Raw genomic sequence first — 19,985 nt, 5'->3', positions numbered from 1 at the left:
GTTGGCAACGGACCGGCGGATTTTTTCATGTATGATACGCGCCCCATTTCGTTGCCCGACTGTCCGAGAACACCCCATGCAGCTTTCTTCGCTCACTGCGGTTTCCCCTGTTGACGGCCGCTACGCCGGCAAAACCCAGGCCCTGCGCCCTATTTTCAGCGAATACGGTTTGATCCGTGCTCGTGTTCTGGTTGAAGTGCGCTGGCTCCAGCGCCTGGCCGCTCACCCTGGCATCAGCGAAGTGCCGGCGTTCTCCGCCGAAGCCAACGCGGTGCTGAACGCCCTGGCGGAAAACTTCGCTCTGGAGCACGCCGAGCGTGTCAAAGAGATCGAGCGCACCACCAACCACGACGTTAAAGCCATCGAATACCTGCTCAAAGAGCAAGCGGCCAAGCTGCCGGAATTGGCCAAGGTCAGCGAGTTCATCCACTTTGCCTGCACCAGCGAGGACATCAACAACCTGTCCCACGCCCTGATGCTGCGCGAAGGCCGCGATGACGTGATGCTGCCGCTGATGCGCCAGACCGCCAACGCCATCCGCGAACTGGCGATCCGTTTCGCCGACGTGCCGATGCTGTCGCGCACCCACGGCCAACCGGCTTCGCCGACCACGCTGGGCAAAGAACTGGCCAACGTGGTGTACCGCCTGGAGCGTCAGATCGCTCAAGTCGCCGCCGTACCGCTGCTGGGCAAAATCAACGGCGCCGTGGGCAACTACAACGCCCACCTCTCTGCCTACCCGGAAATCGACTGGGAAGAAAATGCCCGCGCCTTCATCGAAGACGAGCTGGGCCTGGGCTTCAACCCGTACACCACGCAGATCGAACCGCACGACTACATCGCCGAGCTGTTCGACGCGATTGCGCGCTTCAACACCATCCTGATCGACTTTGATCGCGATATCTGGGGTTACATCTCCCTGGGCTACTTCAAGCAGCGCACCATTGCCGGTGAAATCGGTTCCTCGACCATGCCGCACAAGGTCAACCCGATCGACTTCGAAAACTCCGAAGGCAACCTCGGCATCGCCAACGCCCTGTTCCAGCACCTGGCCAGCAAGTTGCCGATCTCCCGCTGGCAGCGCGACCTGACCGACTCCACCGTGCTGCGCAACCTCGGCGTGGGCTTCGCTCACAGCGTGATCGCGTACGAAGCCAGCCTCAAAGGCATCAGCAAGCTTGAGCTCAACGAGCAGAAAATCGCCGCTGACCTGGACGCGTGCTGGGAAGTGTTGGCCGAGCCGATTCAGACCGTGATGCGCCGCTACAACATCGAAAACCCGTACGAGAAGCTTAAAGAATTGACGCGCGGCAAGGGCATCAGCCCCGAGGCGCTGCAAACTTTCATCGACGGCCTGGATATGCCAGCCGCTGCCAAGGCCGAGCTGAAACTGCTCACCCCGGCCAACTACATCGGCAACGCGGTGGCCCAAGCCAAGCGCATCTGATTCGCGCAAGCCCTCTTGAGACGCCCGGCCGCGCCGGGCGTTTTTATTCCTGTCTTAAAAGTGCTTTCTTTCAATAGGTTACACATGAATCCTGATATTCCTCTTCAACTTCTGGGCGGCATCACGGCACGCGAATTCCTGCGCGACTACTGGCAGAAAAAACCGTTGCTGATCCGTCAGGCCATCCCTGATTTCGAAAGCCCGATCGACGCCGACGAACTGGCCGGCTTGGCCCTGGAAGAAGAAGTTGAATCGCGCCTGGTGATCGAACACGGCGAGCGTCCGTGGGAGCTGCGTCGCGGCCCATTCGCCGAAGACGCCTTCAGCACCCTGCCCGAGCGTGAGTGGACCCTGCTGGTGCAGGCCGTCGATCAGTTCGTGCCGGAAGTCGCCGAGTTGCTGGAGCACTTTCGCTTCCTGCCAAGCTGGCGCATCGACGATGTGATGATCAGCTTTGCCGCACCCGGCGGCAGCGTTGGCCCGCACTTCGATAACTACGACGTGTTCCTGCTGCAAGCCCAAGGCAAGCGGAACTGGAAAATCGGCCAGATGTGCAACTCCGAAAGCCCGCTGCTGCAGCATGCCGACCTGCGCATCCTCGCCGAGTTCGAACAAAGCGAAGAATGGGTGCTGGAACCGGGCGATATGCTCTACCTGCCGCCGCGCCTGGCACACTTCGGTATCGCCGAAGATGACTGCATGACCTATTCGGTAGGCTTTCGCGCGCCAAGCGCCGCTGAAGTGCTGACCCACTTCACCGACTTCCTCAGCCAGTACCTGACGGACGAAGAGCGTTACACCGACGCCGACGCCCAGCCGGCAAGCGACCCGCACCAGATCCAGGGTGACGCGCTGGACCGCCTGAAGAGCCTGCTGGCCGAGCACATGAGCGACGAGCGCATGCTGCTGACCTGGTTTGGCCAGTTCATGACCGAGCCGCGCTACCCTGAACTGGTGGCGGGCGAAGAATTGGGCGAAGAGGACTTCGTCAACAGCCTGGAAGGCGGCGCGATCCTGGTGCGCAACCCAAGCGCGCGCATGGCGTGGTCGGAAGTCGATGACGATGTACTGCTGTTCGCCAGCGGTCAGAGCCGTTACCTGCCAGGCAAACTGCGCGAGCTGTTGAAGCTGGTGTGCTCGGCCGACGCCTTGCACAGCGAAAACCTCGGCGAGTGGCTCGCAGACGAAGACGGTCGCGACCTGCTGTGCGAATTGGTCAAGCAAGGAAGCCTGGGATTTGCCGATGAATAAGATTCACGTAAGTGTCGCGGACTGGCGAAAGGATATCGACGAGATTCGGCGCATTCGTGAAGCGGTATTTATCGCTGAGCAATCGGTTCCACCTGAGCTTGAGTGGGACGCGGACGACGCCGACGCCGTGCATTTTCTGGCGTTCGAAGGCGATTTTCCGATTGGTACTGCGCGCCTGCTGCCCAGTGGCGAGATCGGGCGCGTGTCGGTGCTCAAGGACTGGCGCGGCCTGAAGGTTGGCGACAAGCTGATGGAAGCGGTGATTGGGCTGGCCGAGCAACGCGGCCAGACCAAGCAGTTTCTGAGTGCGCAGGTGTATGCGGCGCCGTTCTATGAGCGGCTGGGCTTCAAGATTGTCAGCGATGAGTTTCTTGAAGTCGGTATTCCGCATGTGGACATGGTGCGCGAAGGCTGATCCCTGTGGCGAGCGGGCTTGCCCCGCGCTGGGCTGCGCAGCGGCCCTAAAACCAGACGCCGCGTTCTTTCTGAAAGAACGCGGCGTTTTTTTATTGGGGGCCGCTGCGCAGCCCAACGCGGGGCAAGCCCGCTCGCCACAACAAGCTCGTTCGCCACAACGAGGCCGCTCACTGCACCGAGCCGGCTCACGACTAAACTTGCGACCTGCCAGGCCGACAAACTGGCACTATCACGCTAAATGACTCGCAGAGATAACGGACATGTCCCTACGCACCCTGCTCACCGCCCTCCTCCTGACTCTCAGCGCCTCGGCAATCGCCGACACCGCGGTCGTCAACCTGAGCAACCGCACCAGCGCCGACCTGCTGCCGGTGGCGCAGAACTTCATCGGCAAGGACGGCAGCGTCAGCGCCTACGGCAACCAGCTGATTGTGAACGCCGACCCGGGCAAGATCGAGGACCTGCGCACGCTGCTCGCGCAGTTGGACACACCCGCCAAGCGCCTGCTGATTACCGTCGACACAAACGAAAACAACCAGCAGAACAGCGGTGACAACCAGACGCGCATCATCAGCTACGGTACCGCCAGCCGCGACGGCGGCATCCAGCAGATCCAGGCCAGTGAAGGCGTGCCCGCGCTGATCCAGGTTGGCCAGAGCGTACCGCTGACCACTACTCAGCCCGACGCCTACGACCGCCCGCAAAACCAGACCCAGTATCGCAACGTCACCCAGGGCTTTTACGTCACCGCCAGCGTCACCGGCGAGACCGTGCACCTGGCCATCAGCACCAACCGTGACCGCATGAGCCAGGAACGTCCCGATGTAGTGAACGTTCAGAGTACCGACACAACTGTCAGCGGCAGGCTGGGCGAGTGGATCCCCCTGGCTGGCGTCAACCGTGAGACCCAGGCCGACAAATCCTCTACAACCCGCAATTACTCTACTCAAGGCCGTGATGACCTGACTTTGCGGGTCAAGGTCGACACCTTGAACTGAAGCACCAAAAACTGACTGATGAGTCGTCTTAGACTAAAGATGTAGTGCTTTAAAAAAAGCACTACAAAACATTTGACGATCCAAAAAAGCCTGTGCATGATGGCCTCGCTCCCGCTAATCAGGGGCCCTGGCAAGGGCCTTCGGATCGCCGCTCTAAGCTACCCACCTGAGCCGATTCGTGTCTGTACCGCCCACAAGGTGTGTTTGACGAGGTTGCGACTGGAACGAAGTTGTCCCGAGGGACGGAAGCTAACCAGGTAACCCGGCTACACACTGATGGATCGTACAAAGGCCCACGATGCCCGAAGACCGTTCGCAGTTCGCCCTTACCTGCTCAACTCCCCCTTGAGCCTGTCGTTCATCCCGTCGCCCTCCCCGCCAAACCCGGCTTGACCGCCAAGCTTCTGGTCAGCGAGCAGCCATCACCACGCACTGAGTACGTGGCTGGCAAATGGAATTTTCCACCTAGACCTATGCGACGAGGTTTTTCCCATGGCACTGACACGCGAACAGCAAATTGCAGCCCTTGAAAAAGATTGGGCTGAAAACCCACGCTGGAAAGGCGTAACCCGCGCTTATTCCGCTGCTGACGTCGTCCGCCTGCGTGGCTCGGTTCAACCTGAGCACACCTTTGCAAAACTCGGCGCCGAGAAGCTGTGGAAGCTGGTCACCCAGGGTGCCAAGCCGTCCTTCCGTCCCGAAAAAGATTTCGTCAACTGCATGGGCGCCCTCACTGGCGGCCAGGCAGTCCAGCAGGTAAAAGCCGGTATCCAGGCGATCTACCTGTCCGGCTGGCAAGTGGCAGCGGACAACAACTCCGCTGAATCCATGTACCCCGACCAATCGCTGTACCCGGTGGACTCGGTACCCACCGTGGTCAAGCGCATCAACAACTCGTTCCGCCGCGCCGACCAGATCCAGTGGAAAGCCGGTAAAGGCCCGGGCGACGAAGGCTACATCGACTACTTCGCACCAATCGTGGCGGACGCTGAAGCCGGTTTCGGCGGCGTACTCAACGCCTACGAGCTGATGAAGAGCATGATCGAGGCTGGCGCTGCCGGCGTGCACTTCGAAGACCAACTGGCGTCGGTGAAGAAATGCGGCCACATGGGCGGCAAGGTACTGGTGCCGACTCAGGAAGCCGTACAAAAGCTGACTGCTGCTCGCCTGGCTGCTGACGTTGCTGGCACCCCGACCATCATCCTGGCCCGTACCGATGCCAACGCCGCTGACTTGCTGACGTCGGACTGCGACCCGTACGACCAGCCGTTCGTGACGGGCGAACGTACCCAGGAAGGCTTCTATAAAGTGCGCGCCGGCCTCGACCAAGCCATCGCTCGCGGCCTGGCCTACGCGCCGTACGCCGACCTGATCTGGTGCGAAACGGCCAAGCCGGACCTGGACGAAGCGCGTCGCTTTGCTGAAGCGATCAAGAAGGAATACCCGGACCAGTTGCTGTCCTACAACTGCTCGCCTTCTTTCAACTGGAAGAAGAACCTGGACGACGCGACCATCGCCAAGTTCCAGCGCGAACTGTCCGCCATGGGTTACAAGCACCAGTTCATCACCCTGGCCGGCATTCACAACATGTGGCACAGCATGTTCAACCTGGCGCATGACTACGCCCGCAACGACATGACCGCCTACGTGAAGCTGCAGGAGCAGGAATTCGCTGACGCCGCCAAGGGTTACACCTTTGTGGCGCACCAGCAGGAAGTGGGCACCGGCTACTTCGACGACATGACCACCGTGATCCAGGGCGGCACCTCGTCTGTGACCGCGTTGACCGGTTCGACCGAAGAAGAGCAGTTCCACTAAGTAGCGAGTACACGGCCATTGCGGCCCCATGGAAGACCTAACCGCATTGCCGCACAACAATCACGCCCCGACTGGTTCGGGGCGTTTTTTTTGCCAGGAAAAAACGCCCTGAGACACAGGAGATTAAAAATGTGGGGATGCATGCAACCTGAAGGTTTTGCGCAAAACATTGATCCAGAGCGGTGTTTGCCCGAATCAAATCAGTTAAAAGATCCCCACCAGCAACTAAGCACCAATCAAGCAAGTAACGGCAACTTCCCCCGCCACACGAGAAACATTCGCTTAAACCCTGCGCAAACAATATTCATTATCATTTAGCGCATGAAAACTTCGTTACCCGTTAAACAAAACAGAATTGATTAAATGCCCGCTAATCCCCGCCCCACAAGGGCTACAGCCCCAAGAAGGTGCACTATGTGCTTATTCCGTCGAATAATTTCGCTATCGGAATTTTACTTGCCCGGTGTTTAGCCATAAAATCACCGCGATTGATTGCAGTGCGACATATCGTCACTGCATCGTTACTTTTTCGAGCTCAGAGACCTTTGCTCTCTGTTAAGGATTTCCAGCATGACCGAAGCGACAGGACTCATGGCCCACAACTGGGGCTTTGCCATTTTCCTCCTCGGTGTTGTCGGCCTTTGCGCCTTCATGCTTGGTGTCTCCAGCCTCCTCGGGTCAAAAGCCTGGGGCCGCAGCAAAAATGAACCGTTCGAGTCCGGCATGCTGCCTACAGGTGGCGCCCGCTTGCGGCTCTCAGCCAAATTCTATCTGGTCGCGATGCTGTTCGTGATCTTCGATATCGAAGCCCTCTTTCTCTTTGCCTGGTCTGTGTCCGTCCGCGAAAGCGGCTGGACCGGATTCGTCGAAGCCCTCGTTTTCATAGCAATTCTGTTGGCAGGCCTTGTCTACCTATTTCGAGTGGGCGCCCTTGACTGGGCTCCGGAAGCTCGTCGCAAGCGGCAAGCGAAGCTGAAACAATGAGGCTTTGGCGATGCAATACAATCTCACCAGGATCGACCCGGATGCTCCTAACGAGCAGTACCCAATCGGCGAACGCGAAACCGTTTCCGACCCGTTAGAAGACCAAGTCCACAAAAACATCTACATGGGCAAGCTCGAAGACGTGCTGAGTGGCGCGGTCAATTGGGGGCGTAAGAACTCCCTGTGGCCGTACAACTTCGGTCTTTCGTGCTGCTACGTGGAAATGACCACCGCCTTCACGGCGCCCCACGACATCGCGCGCTTTGGCGCCGAAGTTATCCGGGCATCACCGCGCCAGGCGGATTTCATGGTTATCGCCGGCACCTGCTTTATCAAGATGGCGCCGATCATTCAGCGTCTCTACGAGCAAATGCTCGAGCCAAAGTGGGTTATCTCCATGGGTTCGTGCGCCAACTCCGGTGGCATGTACGACATCTACTCCGTCGTTCAAGGGGTGGACAAGTTCCTGCCCGTGGACGTCTACGTGCCTGGCTGCCCGCCCCGCCCCGAAGCATTTCTGCAAGGCTTGATGCTGTTGCAGGAATCGATTGGCAAGGAGCGTCGCCCACTTTCCTGGGTTGTCGGCGATCAAGGCGTGTATCGCGCCGAGATGCCGTCACAAAAGGAACAGCGCCGCGAACAGCGAATCGCAGTCACCAACCTGCGCAGCCCCGACGAAGTCTGATCCAGCACCGGTTCTTTTATAGAACGAAAACCTGGCTTCATTCTTTACGTTGACCGAAAGCGATAAAAAACCATGACTACAGGCAGTGCTCGACGCATCCCGCCTTATAAGGCAGACGACCAGGATGTGGTTGTCGAACTCAATAACCGTTTTGGCCCTGACGCCTTCACCGCCCAGGCCACACGCACCGGTATGCCGGTGCTGTGGGTGGCGCGTGCCAAGCTCGTCGAAGTCCTGACTTTCCTGCGCAACCTGCCCAAGCCGTACGTCATGCTCTATGACCTGCATGGCGTGGACGAGCGTCTGCGCACCAAGCGCCAGGGGCTGCCGAGCGGCGCCGATTTCACCGTGTTCTATCACCTGATGTCGCTGGAGCGTAACAGCGACGTGATGATCAAGGTTGCCCTGTCCGAAAGCGACCTGAGCATTCCGACCATCACCGGCATCTGGCCGAACGCCAGCTGGTATGAGCGCGAAGTCTGGGACATGTTCGGCATCGACTTCCCGGGCCACCCGCACCTGACGCGCATCATGATGCCGCCCACCTGGGAAGGTCACCCGCTGCGCAAGGACTACCCTGCGCGCGCCACCGAATTCGATCCGTTCAGCCTGACGCTCGCCAAGCAGCAGCTGGAAGAAGAGGCTGCACGCTTCCGTCCGGAAGACTGGGGCATGAAACGCTCCGGCACCAACGAGGACTACATGTTCCTCAACCTGGGCCCGAACCACCCTTCGGCCCACGGTGCCTTCCGGATCATCCTGCAACTGGACGGCGAAGAAATCGTCGACTGCGTGCCGGACATCGGCTACCACCACCGTGGTGCCGAGAAGATGGCCGAACGTCAGTCCTGGCACAGCTTCATTCCGTACACCGACCGTATCGACTACCTCGGCGGCGTGATGAACAACCTGCCGTACGTGCTCTCGGTCGAGAAGCTGGCCGGCATCAAGGTGCCGGACCGCGTCGACACCATCCGCATCATGATGGCCGAGTTCTTCCGGATCACCAGCCACCTGCTGTTCCTGGGTACCTATATCCAGGACGTTGGCGCCATGACCCCGGTGTTCTTCACCTTCACCGACCGTCAGCGCGCCTACAAGGTCATCGAAGCCATCACCGGTTTCCGTCTGCACCCGGCCTGGTACCGCATCGGCGGCGTGGCGCACGACCTGCCAAACGGCTGGGAGCGCCTGGTCAAGGAATTCATCGACTGGATGCCCAAGCGTCTGGACGAGTACCAAAAGGCCGCGCTGGACAACAGCATCCTCAAGGGTCGTACCATCGGCGTCGCGCAGTACAACACCAAAGAGGCCCTGGAATGGGGCGTCACCGGTGCTGGTCTGCGTTCCACCGGCTGCGACTTCGACCTGCGTAAAGCGCGCCCGTACTCCGGCTACGAGAACTTCGAATTCGAAGTGCCGCTGGCGGCCAACGGCGATGCCTACGACCGTTGCATCGTGCGCGTCGAAGAAATGCGCCAGAGCCTGAAGATCATCGAGCAGTGCATGCGCAACATGCCGGCAGGTCCGTACAAGGCGGATCACCCGCTGACCACGCCGCCGCCGAAAGAACGCACGCTGCAGCACATCGAAACCCTGATCACGCACTTCCTGCAAGTTTCGTGGGGCCCGGTCATGCCGGCCAACGAATCCTTCCAGATGATTGAAGCGACCAAGGGTATCAACAGTTATTACCTGACGAGCGATGGCGGCACCATGAGCTACCGCACCCGGATTCGTACCCCAAGCTTCGCGCACTTGCAGCAGATCCCTTCGGTGATCAAAGGCGAGATGGTCGCGGACTTGATTGCGTACCTGGGTAGTATCGATTTCGTTATGGCCGACGTGGACCGCTAAGCATGAACAGCACGCTTATCCAAACAGATCGTTTCACCCTGAGTGAAACCGAGCGCTCGGCCATCGAGCACGAGCTGCATCACTACGAAGACCCGCGCGCGGCGTCGATCGAAGCCTTGAAGATCGTCCAGAAGGAACGTGGCTGGGTGCCGGACGGCGCCCTCTACGCCATCGGCGAGATCCTCGGCATCCCGGCCAGCGACGTTGAAGGTGTGGCCACGTTCTACAGCCAGATCTTCCGTCAGCCGGTGGGCCGCCACATCATTCGCGTGTGCGACAGCATGGTCTGCTACATCGGTGGCCACGAGTCAGTGGTCAGCGAGATCCAGAACAAACTGGGCATCGGCCTCGGCCAAACCACCGCGGACGGGCGCTTCACGCTGCTGCCGGTGTGCTGCCTGGGCAACTGCGACAAGGCGCCGGCGTTGATGATCGACGACGACACATTCGGTGACGTGCAGCCTGCTGGCGTGACCCAATTGCTCGAGGGCTACCCATGACCCTTACATCTTTCGGCCCGGCCAACCTGATCAAGCGTTCGGCCGAGACTCACCCGCTGACCTGGCGCCTGCGTGACGACGGCGAGCCTGTATGGCTCGACGAGTACCAGGCCAAGAACGGTTACGCCGCCGCGCGCAAAGCCTTCGCCGACATGGCTCAGGACGACATTGTCCAGACCGTGAAAGACGCCGGCCTCAAAGGCCGCGGCGGTGCAGGCTTCCCCACGGGCGTGAAGTGGGGCCTGATGCCCAAAGACGAATCCATCAACATCCGCTACCTGCTGTGCAACGCGGATGAAATGGAGCCCAACACCTGGAAAGACCGCATGCTGATGGAGCAACTGCCCCATCTGCTGATCGAAGGCATGCTGATCAGCGCCCGTGCGCTGAAAACCTACCGGGGCTACATCTTCCTGCGTGGCGAATACACCACCGCCGCCAAGCACCTCACCCGTGCCGTGGAAGAAGCCAAGGCTGCAGGCCTGTTGGGCAAGAACATCCTGGGTTCCGGTTTTGACTTCGAACTGTTCGTGCACACCGGCGCCGGGCGCTACATCTGCGGTGAAGAAACCGCACTGATCAACTCCCTCGAAGGCCGCCGCGCCAACCCACGCTCCAAGCCGCCCTTCCCTGCCGCCGTAGGCGTGTGGGGCAAGCCGACCTGCGTAAACAACGTGGAAACCCTGTGCAACGTGCCGGCGATCATCGCCGACGGCGTGGACTGGTACAAATCGTTGGCCCGCGAAGGCAGTGAAGACATGGGCACCAAGCTCATGGGCTTCTCCGGCAAGGTCAAGAACCCTGGCCTGTGGGAGCTGCCGTTCGGCGTGACCGCACGCGAGCTGTTCGAGGACTACGCCGGCGGCATGCGCGACGGCTACACCTTGAAAGCCTGGCAGCCAGGCGGCGCCGGCACCGGTTTCCTGCTGCCTGAGCACCTGGACGCACAAATGTATGCCGGCGGCATCGGCAAGGTCGGCACCCGTATGGGGACCGGCTTGGCGATGGCGGTGGACAACACCGTGAACATGGTCTCGCTGCTGCGCAACATGGAGCAGTTCTTCTCCCGTGAGTCCTGCGGTTTCTGCACCCCATGCCGTGACGGCTTGCCCTGGAGCGTGAAGCTCTTGATGGCGATCGAGAAAGGCGAAGGCCAGCCAGGCGACATCGAGACCCTGCTGGGTCTGGTCGGTTTCCTCGGCCCAGGCAAGACCTTCTGTGCTCACGCACCGGGCGCCGTGGAACCATTGGGCAGCGCAATCAAATACTTCCGCTCTGAATTCGAGGCTGGCATCGCACCTGCGCGCGCCGGCGATCTGAATCAGGTGGTCACACCGACCATGGTCGGTGCGTAACGCTTAAAAAGGCGAAGGGCCCGTGCGCTTCGCCTTCTCATGTGCTGACGCCTTTATGGCTGTGTAGATGCACATGAATAACAAGATTCCATTAGCCACGCCCGCTGACAACGGGCCAACGAAGAACTTTGAACCATGGCCACTATCCACGTAGACGGCAAAGCGCTCGAAGTCGATGGGGCAGACAACCTGTTACAGGCATGTCTCTCACTAGGCCTCGACATCCCTTATTTCTGCTGGCACCCAGCCCTTGGTAGCGTTGGTGCCTGTCGCCAGTGTGCGGTCAAGCAGTACACCGACGAGAACGACACCCGTGGTCGTATCGTCATGTCCTGCATGACGCCAGCCACCGACAACACCTGGATCTCCATCGAAGATGAAGAATCCAAGGCGTTCCGCGCCAGCGTTGTCGAATGGCTGATGACCAACCACCCCCACGACTGCCCGGTCTGTGAGGAAGGCGGTCACTGCCACCTGCAAGACATGACGGTGATGACCGGCCACAACGAGCGCCGTTATCGCTTCACCAAGCGTACTCACCAGAACCAGGACCTCGGCCCGTTCATTTCCCACGAAATGAACCGCTGCATCGCCTGTTACCGGTGCGTACGCTTCTATAAAGACTACGCCGGCGGCACCGACCTGGGCGTATTCGGCGCCCACGACAACGTGTACTTCGGTCGCGTTGAAGATGGCGTGCTCGAAAGCGAGTTCTCCGGCAACCTCACCGAGGTCTGCCCGACCGGTGTGTTCACCGACAAGACTCACTCCGAGCGCTACAACCGTAAGTGGGACATGCAATTCTCGCCGAGCATCTGCCATGGCTGCTCCAGCGGTTGCAACATTTCCCCGGGCGAGCGTTACGGCGAACTGCGTCGCATCGAAAACCGCTTCAACGGTTCGGTCAACCAGTACTTCCTGTGTGACCGTGGCCGTTTCGGCTATGGCTACGTCAACCGCGAAGACCGCCCGCGCCAGCCGCTGCTGGCCGATGGCGCCAAGCTGAGCCTGGACGATGCGCTGGATAAAGCCGCCGAGCTGCTGCGCGGCCGCAACATCGTCGGTATCGGTTCGCCACGCGCCAGCCTCGAAAGCAACTACGCGTTGCGCGAGCTGGTCGGCGCCGAGCACTTCTACTGCGGTATCGAAGCCGCTGAGCTGGAGCGCATTCGTCTGGTCCTGCAAGTGCTGAACGACAGCCCGTTGCCGGTGCCGAACATGCGTGACATCGAAGACCACGACGCGATCTTCGTGCTCGGTGAAGACCTGACCCAGACCGCCGCGCGTATCGCGCTGTCGCTGCGTCAGTCGGTCAAAGGCAAAGCCGAAGACATGGCCGACGCCATGCGCGTTCAGCCTTGGCTCGACGCTGCGGTGAAAAACATCGGCCAGCACGCGCTGAACCCACTGTTTATCGCAAGCCTGGCTGAAACCAAGCTCGACGACATCGCTGAAGAATGCGTCCACGCCGCACCGGATGACCTGGCCCGCATCGGTTTCGCCGTGGCTCACGCCCTGGACGCCAGCGCGCCTGCCGTCGAAGGCCTCGACACCGAAGCCGGTGAACTGGCCCAGCGCATCGCCGACGCCCTGCTGGCCGCCAAGCGCCCATTGATCATTGCCGGCACCTCGCTGGGTTCCAAAGCACTGATCGAAGCGGCTGCCAACATCGCCAAAGCCTTGAAGCTGCGCGACAAGAACGGTTCCATCAGCCTGGTCGTGCCGGAAGCCAACAGCCTCGGCCTGGCCATGCTCGGCGGCGAATCCCTGGACGCCGCGCTGCAAGCCGTGACTGACGGTCAAGCCGACGCCATCGTGGTACTGGAAAACGATTTGTACACCCGCACGGATTCGGCCAAGGTCGACGCCGCGCTGGATGCAGCCAAAGTGCTGATCGTTGCCGACCACCAGAAGACCGCCACCAGCGACCGTGCCGACCTGGTGCTGCCCGCCGCCACCTTCGCCGAAGGCGACGGTACGCTGGTCAGCCAGGAAGGCCGCGCCCAGCGCTTCTTCCAGGTGTTCGATCCGAAGTACATGGACGCCAGCATCCTGGTTCACGAAGGCTGGCGCTGGCTGCATGCCCTGCGCGCCACCCTGCTGAACCAGCCGATCGACTGGACCCAGCTTGACCACGTCACCGCAGCGGCCGCCGCAAGCGCCCCGCAGCTGGCACGTATCGTTGATGCTGCACCGTCTGCCTCGTTCCGCATCAAGGGCTTGAAACTGGCCCGTGAACCGCTGCGTTACTCCGGTCGTACCGCCATGCGCGCCGACATCAGCGTGCACGAACCGCGCACACCGCAAGACCCTGACACCGCGTTCGCCTTCTCCATGGAAGGTTACTCGGGTTCGGTCGAGCCACGTCAGCAGGTGCCGTTTGCCTGGTCGCCGGGCTGGAACTCGCCACAGGCCTGGAACAAATTCCAGGACGAAGTGGGTGGTCACATCCGTGCTGGCGACCCGGGCACGCGCCTGATCGAAAGCACCGGGGACTCGCTGAACTGGTTCACCGCCGTACCGCGTCCGTTCAACCCGGCCCAGGGCACCTGGCAGGTTGTGCCGTTCTTCCACCTGTTCGGCAGCGAAGAGACCTCTTCGAAAGCCGCGCCGGTTCAAGAGCGCATCCCGGCCGCTTACGTGTCCGTGGCCAAGTCCGAAGCCGACCGCCTGGGCGTCAACGACGGTGCCCTGCTCAGCCTGAACGTCGGTGGCAAGACTCTGCGTCTGCCGCTGCGCATCAATGACGAGTTGGGCGCGGGCCTGGTTGCACTGCCTAAAGGCCTCGCCGGCATTCCGCCTGCGATCTTTGGCCAAACCGTTGACGGTCTGCAGGAGGCAGCGCAATGACCTGGTTCACCCCTGAAGTGATCGACGTGATCATCTCGGTCGTCAAGGCCATCGTGATCCTGTTGGCCGTGGTCGTTGCGGGCGCCCTGCTCAGCTTCGTCGAACGTCGCCTGCTGGGCTGGTGGCAGGACCGTTACGGTCCTAACCGCGTTGGCCCATTCGGCATGTTCCAGATCGCTGCCGACATGCTCAAAATGTTCTTCAAGGAAGACTGGACCCCGCCGTTTGCCGACAAGGTGATCTTCACCCTGGCACCGGTCGTGGCCATGAGCGCCTTGCTGATTGCCTTCGCCGTTATCCCGATCACCCCGACCTGGGGCGTCGCGGACCTGAACATCGGCTTGCTGTTCTTCTTCGCCATGGCCGGTCTGTCGGTCTACGCGGTGCTGTTCGCCGGTTGGTCGAGTAACAACAAGTTCGCCCTGCTGGGCAGCTTGCGGGCTTCGGCCCAGACCGTGTCTTACGAAGTGTTCATGGGCCTGGCGCTGATGGGCATCGTGGTGCAGGTCGGCTCGTTCAACATGCGCGACATCGTCGAGTACCAGGCGCAGAACCTGTGGTTCATCATTCCGCAGTTTTTTGGCTTCTGTACCTTCTTCATCGCTGGCGTCGCCGTGACTCACCGTCACCCGTTCGACCAGCCGGAAGCGGAACAGGAACTGGCCGACGGTTACCACATTGAATACGCCGGCATGAAATGGGGCATGTTCTTCGTCGGTGAATACATCGGCATCATCTTGATCTCGGCATTGCTGGTCACGCTGTTCTTCGGCGGCTGGCACGGCCCGTTCAACATCCTGCCGCAACTGGCGTTCTTCTGGTTCTTCTTGAAGACGGCGTTCTTCATCATGCTGTTCATCCTGCTGCGCGCTTCTATTCCGCGCCCACGCTATGACCAGGTGATGGATTTCAGCTGGAGATTCTGCCTGCCGCTGACCCTGATCAATTTGCTGGTGACGGCTGCTGTTGTGTTGTTGAACACGCCAGCCGGCGCGGTTCAGTGAGGATTTGACCCATGTTCAAATATATTGGCGACATCGTTAAGGGTACCGGTACCCAGTTGCGAAGCCTGGTGATGGTTTTCGGCCACGGCTTTCGCAAACGCGACACCCTGCAATACCCGGAAGAAGCGGTGTACCTGCCGCCGCGCTATCGCGGCCGTATCGTGCTGACCCGCGACCCCGATGGCGAAGAGCGTTGCGTAGCCTGCAACCTGTGCGCCGTGGCGTGCCCGGTGGGTTGCATCTCCCTGCAGAAAGCTGAAACCGAAGACGGTCGCTGGTACCCGGACTTCTTCCGCATCAACTTCTCGCGCTGCATTTTCTGCGGCCTCTGCGAGGAAGCTTGCCCGACCACCGCGATCCAGCTGACACCGGATTTCGAGATGGCCGAGTTCAAACGTCAGGACCTGGTGTACGAGAAAGAAGATCTGCTGATCTCTGGTCCCGGTAAAAACCCTGATTACAACTTCTATCGTGTTGCAGGTATGGCCGTTGCCGGTAAGCCGAAGGGCGCCGCACAAAACGAAGCCGAGCCGATCAACGTGAAGAGCTTGCTGCCTTAAGGAAGAAAGATGGAATTCGCTTTCTATTTCGCGTCGGGTATTGCAGTGGTGTCCACGCTTCGCGTGATCACCAACACCAACCCCGTGCACGCCCTGCTCTACCTGATCATTTCGCTGATCGCCGTGGCCATGACCTTCTTCAGCCTCGGCGCGCCGTTCGCCGGTGTCCTGGAAGTGATCGCCTACGCCGGCGCCATCATGGTGCTGTTCGTGTTTGTGGTGATGATGCTCAACCTGGGGCCGGCTTCGGTCGCCCAGGAACGCGTCTGGCTCAAGCCCGGCATCTGGCTTGGCCCGGTCATCCTCGCAGCGCTGCTGCTGGGTGAACTGCTGTATGTCTTGTTCGCTCACCAGAGCGGCCAGGCCATCGGCCACACCACCGTAGACGCCAAAGCCGTGGGCGTCAGCCTGTTCGGCCCGTACCTGCTGGTGGTCGAACTGGCTTCGATGCTGCTGCTCGCTGCAGCCATCACCGCCTTCCACTTGGGCCGCAACGAAGCCAAGGAGCAATGACGATGCCTGCTATCCCTTTGGAGCATGGTCTGGCGGTCGCCGGCATCCTGTTCTGCCTTGGCCTGGTCGGCCTGATGGTTCGCCGTAACATTTTGTTCGTGTTGATGAGCCTGGAAATCATGATGAACGCTGCGGCACTGGCCTTCATCGTCGCGGGTAGCCGTTGGGGCCAGCCGGATGGACAAGTCATGTTCATTCTGGTGATCAGCCTGGCAGCCGCCGAGGCCAGTATTGGCCTGGCGATCCTGCTGCAACTGTATCGTCGCTTCCACACGCTTGATATCGACGCTGCCAGTGAGATGCGCGGATGAACATGATCTTTCTGACTTTCGTATTTCCCCTGATCGGTTTCCTGCTGCTGTCGTTCTCCCGTGGACGCTGGTCGGAAAACCTGTCTGCCCTGATCGGTGTGGGTTCCATTGGCCTGTCGGCAATTGTCGCCGCCTACGTCATCTGGCAATTCAACGTGGCACCGCCCGAAGGCGGCCACTACACCCTGGTACTGTGGCAGTGGATGTCGGTTGAGGGCTTCAAGCCCAACTTCGCGATCTACATCGACGGCCTGTCGATCACCATGCTCGGCGTGGTGGTGGGTGTGGGCTTCCTGATCCACCTGTTCGCGTCCTGGTACATGCGCGGCGAAGCGGGCTACTCGCGCTTCTTCTCGTACACCAACCTGTTTATCGCCAGCATGCTGTTCCTGGTGCTGGGCGATAACCTGTTGTTCCTGTACTTCGGTTGGGAAGGCGTGGGCCTGTGCTCGTACCTGTTGATCGGTTTCTACTACAGCAACCGCAACAACGGTAACGCGGCACTCAAGGCGTTCATCGTTACCCGCATCGGCGACGTGTTCATGGCCATCGGCCTGTTCATCCTGTTCCAACAAGTGGGCACGCTGAACATCCAGGAACTGCTGGTGCTGGCGCCGCAGAAATTCCAGGTCGGTGATTTCTGGATCACCCTGGCGACCCTGATGCTGCTGGGTGGCGCGGTCGGTAAATCTGCGCAACTGCCACTGCAAACCTGGCTGGCGGATGCGATGGCCGGTCCGACTCCGGTGTCTGCACTGATCCACGCCGCAACCATGGTAACTGCCGGTGTCTACCTGATTGCCCGTACCCACGGCCTGTTCACCCTGGCGCCGGAAATCCTGCACCTGGTGGGCCTGGTGGGCGGCGTGACGCTGGTACTGGCCGGCTTCGCCGCGCTGGTGCAGACCGACATCAAGCGTATCCTCGCCTACTCGACCATGAGCCAGATCGGCTACATGTTCCTGGCCCTGGGCGTTGGTGCCTGGGACGCGGCGATCTTCCACCTGATGACCCACGCCTTCTTCAAGGCGCTGCTGTTCCTTGCCTCCGGTGCGGTGATCGTTGCCTGCCACCACGAGCAGAACATCTTCAAGATGGGCGGCCTGTGGAAGAAACTGCCGTTGGCCTACGCCAGCTTCATCGTCGGCGGTGCCGCTCTGGCCGCCCTGCCGTTGGTGACCGCAGGTTTCTACTCCAAAGACGAAATCCTCTGGGAAGCCTTTGCCAGCGGTAACCAGAACCTGCTGTACGCAGGCCTGGTCGGTGCCTTCATGACCTCGCTGTACACCTTCCGCCTGATCTTCATCACCTTCCACGGTGAAGCCAAGACCGAAGCACACGCAGGCCACGGCATCTCCCACTGGTTGCCACTGTCGGTGCTGATCATCCTGTCGACCTTCATCGGCGCCATGATCACCCCGCCACTGGCCGGCGTACTGCCGCAAAGCGCTGGCCACGCCGGCGGCGCAGCCAAGCACAGCCTGGAAATCGCCTCGGGCGCCATCGCCATCGCCGGTATCCTGCTGGCGGCGCTGCTGTTCCTGGGCAAGCGTCGCTTCGTGACGGCGGTTGCCAACAGCGGCATTGGCCGTTTCCTGTCGGCCTGGTGGTTCGCCGCCTGGGGCTTCGATTGGATCTACGACAAGCTGTTCGTCAAGCCATACCTTGCTATCAGCCACATTCTGCGCAAAGACCCGCTCGACCAGACCATCGGTTTGATCCCGCGTGCCGCCAAGGCCGGTCACACCGCCCTGAGCCGCAGCGAGACTGGCCAACTGCGTTGGTATGCAGCTTCCATGGCCGTCGGTGCCGTGCTGGTGATCGGCGCCATCGTTGTGGTAGCGGTCTGACTATGAACATTGCGTACTTTGCGAACTTGCGAAAGGAAACGAGCCCGTCATGATTCTGCCCTGGCTAATCCTGATCCCCTTTATCGGCGGCCTGCTCTGCTGGATGGGTGAACGCTTCGGCGCCACCCTCCCCCGCTGGATTGCGTTGCTGACCATGTCCCTGGAACTCGCACTCGGCCTCTGGCTGTGGGCGCATGGCGACTATTCATTTGCTCCGGCACCGGGTGTCGATCCCACCTTCGCGCTTGAATTCAAGCACGTGTGGATCCAGCGCTTCGGCATCAACGTGCACCTGGCCCTCGACGGCCTGTCGCTGTTGATGATCCTGCTGACCGGCCTGCTGGGTATCCTCTCGGTACTCTGCTCCTGGAAAGAGATTCAGCGTCACGTGGGTTTCTTCCACCTGAACCTGATGTGGATTCTGGGCGGCGTTGTCGGCGTGTTCCTGGCGCTGGACCTGTTCATGTTCTTCTTCTTCTGGGAAATGATGCTGGTGCCGATGTACTTCCTCATCGCGCTCTGGGGTCACAGTTCTTCGGACGGCAAGAAAACCCGGATCTACGCGGCGACCAAGTTCTTCATCTTCACTCAGGCTTCCGGCCTGATCATGTTGGTGGCGATCCTGGGTCTGGTGCTGGTCAACTTCAACAACACCGGCGTGATTACCTTCAACTACGCCGACCTGTTGAAAACCAAGATGTCGCTGACCACCGAGTACATCCTGATGCTGGGCTTTTTCATCGCGTTCGCGGTGAAGCTGCCGGTGGTGCCGTTCCACTCCTGGCTGCCTGACGCGCACGCCCAGGCGCCGACCGCAGGTTCTGTGGACCTGGCCGGTATCCTGCTGAAAACCGCTGCGTACGGCCTGTTGCGTTTCGCCCTGCCGCTGTTCCCGAATGCCTCGGCCGAGTTTGCGCCGATCGCCATGACCCTGGGTCTGATCGGGATCTTCTACGGCGCGTTCCTGGCTTTTGCACAAACCGACATCAAGCGTCTGATTGCCTTCTCGTCCGTTTCCCATATGGGCTTCGTACTGATCGGCATCTACTCCGGCAGCCAACTGGCGCTGCAAGGCGCAGTGATCCAGATGTTGGCCCACGGTGTTTCGGCCGCTGCCCTCTTTATCCTGAGTGGTCAGCTGTACGAGCGCCTGCACACCCGTGACATGCGTGAAATGGGTGGCGTGTGGTCGCGCATCGCGTACTTGCCGGCGATCAGCCTGTTCTTTGCCGCCGCGTCCCTGGGCCTGCCGGGCACCGGTAACTTCATCGGCGAGTTCCTGATCCTGATGGGTTCGTTCGTGCACACGCCGTGGATCAGCGCCATCGCTACCTCCGGCCTGGTATTCGGTTCGGTCTACTCGCTGATCATGATCCACCGTGCGTACTTCGGTCCGGCCAAGTCCGACACCGTCCTGCACGGGATGGATGCTCGCGAACTGATCATGGTGCTCGGCCTTGCGGTGCTGCTGATCTACATCGGCGTGTACCCGCAACCGTTCCTGGACACTTCTGCCGCGACGATGCATGGCGTGCAGCAGTGGTTCGGCACCGCCTTCACTCAACTCGCTTCGGCACGGTAAGAG

General features: G+C 60.5%; 17 protein-coding genes. All 17 read left to right on the top strand.

The window, feature by feature from the left end:
- The first annotated feature begins 76 nt into the window (after positions 1 to 76).
- Positions 77 to 1,447 carry an adenylosuccinate lyase gene (gene purB / locus ACP7B3_RS24305; protein WP_119736269.1) on the top strand — a complete coding sequence of 457 codons (1,371 nt, stop codon included), beginning with the start codon at positions 77 to 79 and terminating at the stop codon, positions 1,445 to 1,447.
- 84 nt (positions 1,448 to 1,531) lie between these two features.
- The gene (locus ACP7B3_RS24300) at positions 1,532 to 2,698 is read left to right on the top strand and encodes a cupin domain-containing protein (RefSeq protein ID WP_124417851.1); all 1,167 of its coding nucleotides are present in this window, start codon (positions 1,532 to 1,534) and stop codon (positions 2,696 to 2,698) included.
- A complete protein-coding gene (locus ACP7B3_RS24295) occupies positions 2,691 to 3,113 on the top strand; it encodes a GNAT family N-acetyltransferase (RefSeq protein ID WP_145164686.1) in 423 nt (140 codons plus the stop codon). Before ACP7B3_RS24300 ends, ACP7B3_RS24295 begins: the two co-directional genes overlap by 8 nt.
- A gap of 262 nt (positions 3,114 to 3,375) precedes the next feature.
- Positions 3,376 to 4,113, top strand: coding sequence for a secretin N-terminal domain-containing protein (locus ACP7B3_RS24290; RefSeq protein WP_426181380.1), 738 nt, complete (start codon positions 3,376 to 3,378; stop codon positions 4,111 to 4,113).
- A gap of 492 nt (positions 4,114 to 4,605) precedes the next feature.
- Positions 4,606 to 5,931, top strand: a complete 1,326-nt coding sequence (gene aceA / locus ACP7B3_RS24285) for an isocitrate lyase (RefSeq protein ID WP_003219577.1) — start codon at positions 4,606 to 4,608, stop codon at positions 5,929 to 5,931.
- A 570-nt stretch (positions 5,932 to 6,501) separates the two neighbouring features.
- The gene (locus ACP7B3_RS24280; protein WP_003219575.1) at positions 6,502 to 6,915 is read left to right on the top strand and encodes an NADH-quinone oxidoreductase subunit A; all 414 of its coding nucleotides are present in this window, start codon (positions 6,502 to 6,504) and stop codon (positions 6,913 to 6,915) included.
- Positions 6,916 to 6,925: 10 nt separating this feature from the next.
- Positions 6,926 to 7,600, top strand: a complete 675-nt coding sequence (locus tag ACP7B3_RS24275; RefSeq protein ID WP_003174719.1) for a NuoB/complex I 20 kDa subunit family protein — start codon at positions 6,926 to 6,928, stop codon at positions 7,598 to 7,600.
- Between the two features lie 72 nt (positions 7,601 to 7,672).
- Complete coding sequence (gene nuoC, locus ACP7B3_RS24270) at positions 7,673 to 9,457, top strand: NADH-quinone oxidoreductase subunit C/D (protein WP_106579871.1); 1,785 nt, start codon at positions 7,673 to 7,675, stop codon at positions 9,455 to 9,457.
- A 2-nt stretch (positions 9,458 to 9,459) separates the two neighbouring features.
- Complete coding sequence (gene nuoE / locus ACP7B3_RS24265) at positions 9,460 to 9,957, top strand: NADH-quinone oxidoreductase subunit NuoE (protein WP_056861694.1); 498 nt, start codon at positions 9,460 to 9,462, stop codon at positions 9,955 to 9,957.
- Positions 9,954 to 11,312 carry an NADH-quinone oxidoreductase subunit NuoF gene (gene nuoF, locus ACP7B3_RS24260; protein WP_106579872.1) on the top strand — a complete coding sequence of 453 codons (1,359 nt, stop codon included), beginning with the start codon at positions 9,954 to 9,956 and terminating at the stop codon, positions 11,310 to 11,312. The genes nuoE and nuoF overlap by 4 nt, the downstream gene beginning before the upstream one ends.
- 135 nt (positions 11,313 to 11,447) lie before the next feature.
- Positions 11,448 to 14,162 carry an NADH-quinone oxidoreductase subunit NuoG gene (gene nuoG / locus ACP7B3_RS24255; RefSeq protein WP_145164682.1) on the top strand — a complete coding sequence of 905 codons (2,715 nt, stop codon included), beginning with the start codon at positions 11,448 to 11,450 and terminating at the stop codon, positions 14,160 to 14,162.
- Positions 14,159 to 15,166: an NADH-quinone oxidoreductase subunit NuoH gene (gene nuoH / locus ACP7B3_RS24250; protein ID WP_053256843.1), complete on the top strand. Its 1,008-nt coding sequence runs from the start codon at positions 14,159 to 14,161 to the stop codon at positions 15,164 to 15,166. The genes nuoG and nuoH overlap by 4 nt, the downstream gene beginning before the upstream one ends.
- 11 nt (positions 15,167 to 15,177) lie before the next feature.
- Entirely contained in the window at positions 15,178 to 15,726 is a 549-nt protein-coding gene (gene nuoI, locus ACP7B3_RS24245; RefSeq protein WP_003174725.1) for an NADH-quinone oxidoreductase subunit NuoI, read from the top strand.
- Between the two features lie 9 nt (positions 15,727 to 15,735).
- Positions 15,736 to 16,239: an NADH-quinone oxidoreductase subunit J gene (nuoJ, locus tag ACP7B3_RS24240; RefSeq protein WP_017137519.1), complete on the top strand. Its 504-nt coding sequence runs from the start codon at positions 15,736 to 15,738 to the stop codon at positions 16,237 to 16,239.
- A 2-nt stretch (positions 16,240 to 16,241) separates the two neighbouring features.
- Positions 16,242 to 16,550, top strand: a complete 309-nt coding sequence (gene nuoK / locus ACP7B3_RS24235; RefSeq protein WP_003219560.1) for an NADH-quinone oxidoreductase subunit NuoK — start codon at positions 16,242 to 16,244, stop codon at positions 16,548 to 16,550.
- Positions 16,547 to 18,400: an NADH-quinone oxidoreductase subunit L gene (gene nuoL, locus ACP7B3_RS24230; protein WP_145164680.1), complete on the top strand. Its 1,854-nt coding sequence runs from the start codon at positions 16,547 to 16,549 to the stop codon at positions 18,398 to 18,400. Before nuoK ends, nuoL begins: the two co-directional genes overlap by 4 nt.
- 49 nt (positions 18,401 to 18,449) lie before the next feature.
- Entirely contained in the window at positions 18,450 to 19,982 is a 1,533-nt protein-coding gene (nuoM, locus tag ACP7B3_RS24225) for an NADH-quinone oxidoreductase subunit M (protein ID WP_106579875.1), read from the top strand.
- The last annotated feature ends 3 nt before the right edge of the window (positions 19,983 to 19,985 follow it).

It is taken from the genome of Pseudomonas sp. TWRC1-2 (assembly GCF_049896685.1).
GTDB lineage: Bacteria > Pseudomonadota > Gammaproteobacteria > Pseudomonadales > Pseudomonadaceae > Aquipseudomonas.
The sequence above is the reverse complement of the archived record's forward strand: the minus strand, read 5'-3'. Positions and strand labels throughout refer to the sequence as shown.

What these genes read in the sequence shown, in the direction of transcription:
- ACP7B3_RS24275 (WP_003174719.1), top strand. Translation starts at nt 6,926, where the DNA reads ATGCAATACAATCTCACCAGGATCGACCCGGATGCTCCTAACGAGCAG.
- nuoH (WP_053256843.1), top strand. Translation starts at nt 14,159, where the DNA reads ATGACCTGGTTCACCCCTGAAGTGATCGACGTGATCATCTCGGTCGTC.
- nuoJ (WP_017137519.1), top strand. Translation starts at nt 15,736, where the DNA reads ATGGAATTCGCTTTCTATTTCGCGTCGGGTATTGCAGTGGTGTCCACG.
- nuoE (WP_056861694.1), top strand. Translation starts at nt 9,460, where the DNA reads ATGAACAGCACGCTTATCCAAACAGATCGTTTCACCCTGAGTGAAACC.
- nuoG (WP_145164682.1), top strand. Translation starts at nt 11,448, where the DNA reads ATGGCCACTATCCACGTAGACGGCAAAGCGCTCGAAGTCGATGGGGCA.
- ACP7B3_RS24280 (WP_003219575.1), top strand. Translation starts at nt 6,502, where the DNA reads ATGACCGAAGCGACAGGACTCATGGCCCACAACTGGGGCTTTGCCATT.
- ACP7B3_RS24300 (WP_124417851.1), top strand. Translation starts at nt 1,532, where the DNA reads ATGAATCCTGATATTCCTCTTCAACTTCTGGGCGGCATCACGGCACGC.
- ACP7B3_RS24295 (WP_145164686.1), top strand. Translation starts at nt 2,691, where the DNA reads ATGAATAAGATTCACGTAAGTGTCGCGGACTGGCGAAAGGATATCGAC.
- aceA (WP_003219577.1), top strand. Translation starts at nt 4,606, where the DNA reads ATGGCACTGACACGCGAACAGCAAATTGCAGCCCTTGAAAAAGATTGG.
- nuoI (WP_003174725.1), top strand. Translation starts at nt 15,178, where the DNA reads ATGTTCAAATATATTGGCGACATCGTTAAGGGTACCGGTACCCAGTTG.
- nuoK (WP_003219560.1), top strand. Translation starts at nt 16,242, where the DNA reads ATGCCTGCTATCCCTTTGGAGCATGGTCTGGCGGTCGCCGGCATCCTG.
- nuoC (WP_106579871.1), top strand. Translation starts at nt 7,673, where the DNA reads ATGACTACAGGCAGTGCTCGACGCATCCCGCCTTATAAGGCAGACGAC.
- ACP7B3_RS24290 (WP_426181380.1), top strand. Translation starts at nt 3,376, where the DNA reads ATGTCCCTACGCACCCTGCTCACCGCCCTCCTCCTGACTCTCAGCGCC.
- nuoM (WP_106579875.1), top strand. Translation starts at nt 18,450, where the DNA reads ATGATTCTGCCCTGGCTAATCCTGATCCCCTTTATCGGCGGCCTGCTC.
- nuoF (WP_106579872.1), top strand. Translation starts at nt 9,954, where the DNA reads ATGACCCTTACATCTTTCGGCCCGGCCAACCTGATCAAGCGTTCGGCC.
- purB (WP_119736269.1), top strand. Translation starts at nt 77, where the DNA reads ATGCAGCTTTCTTCGCTCACTGCGGTTTCCCCTGTTGACGGCCGCTAC.
- nuoL (WP_145164680.1), top strand. Translation starts at nt 16,547, where the DNA reads ATGAACATGATCTTTCTGACTTTCGTATTTCCCCTGATCGGTTTCCTG.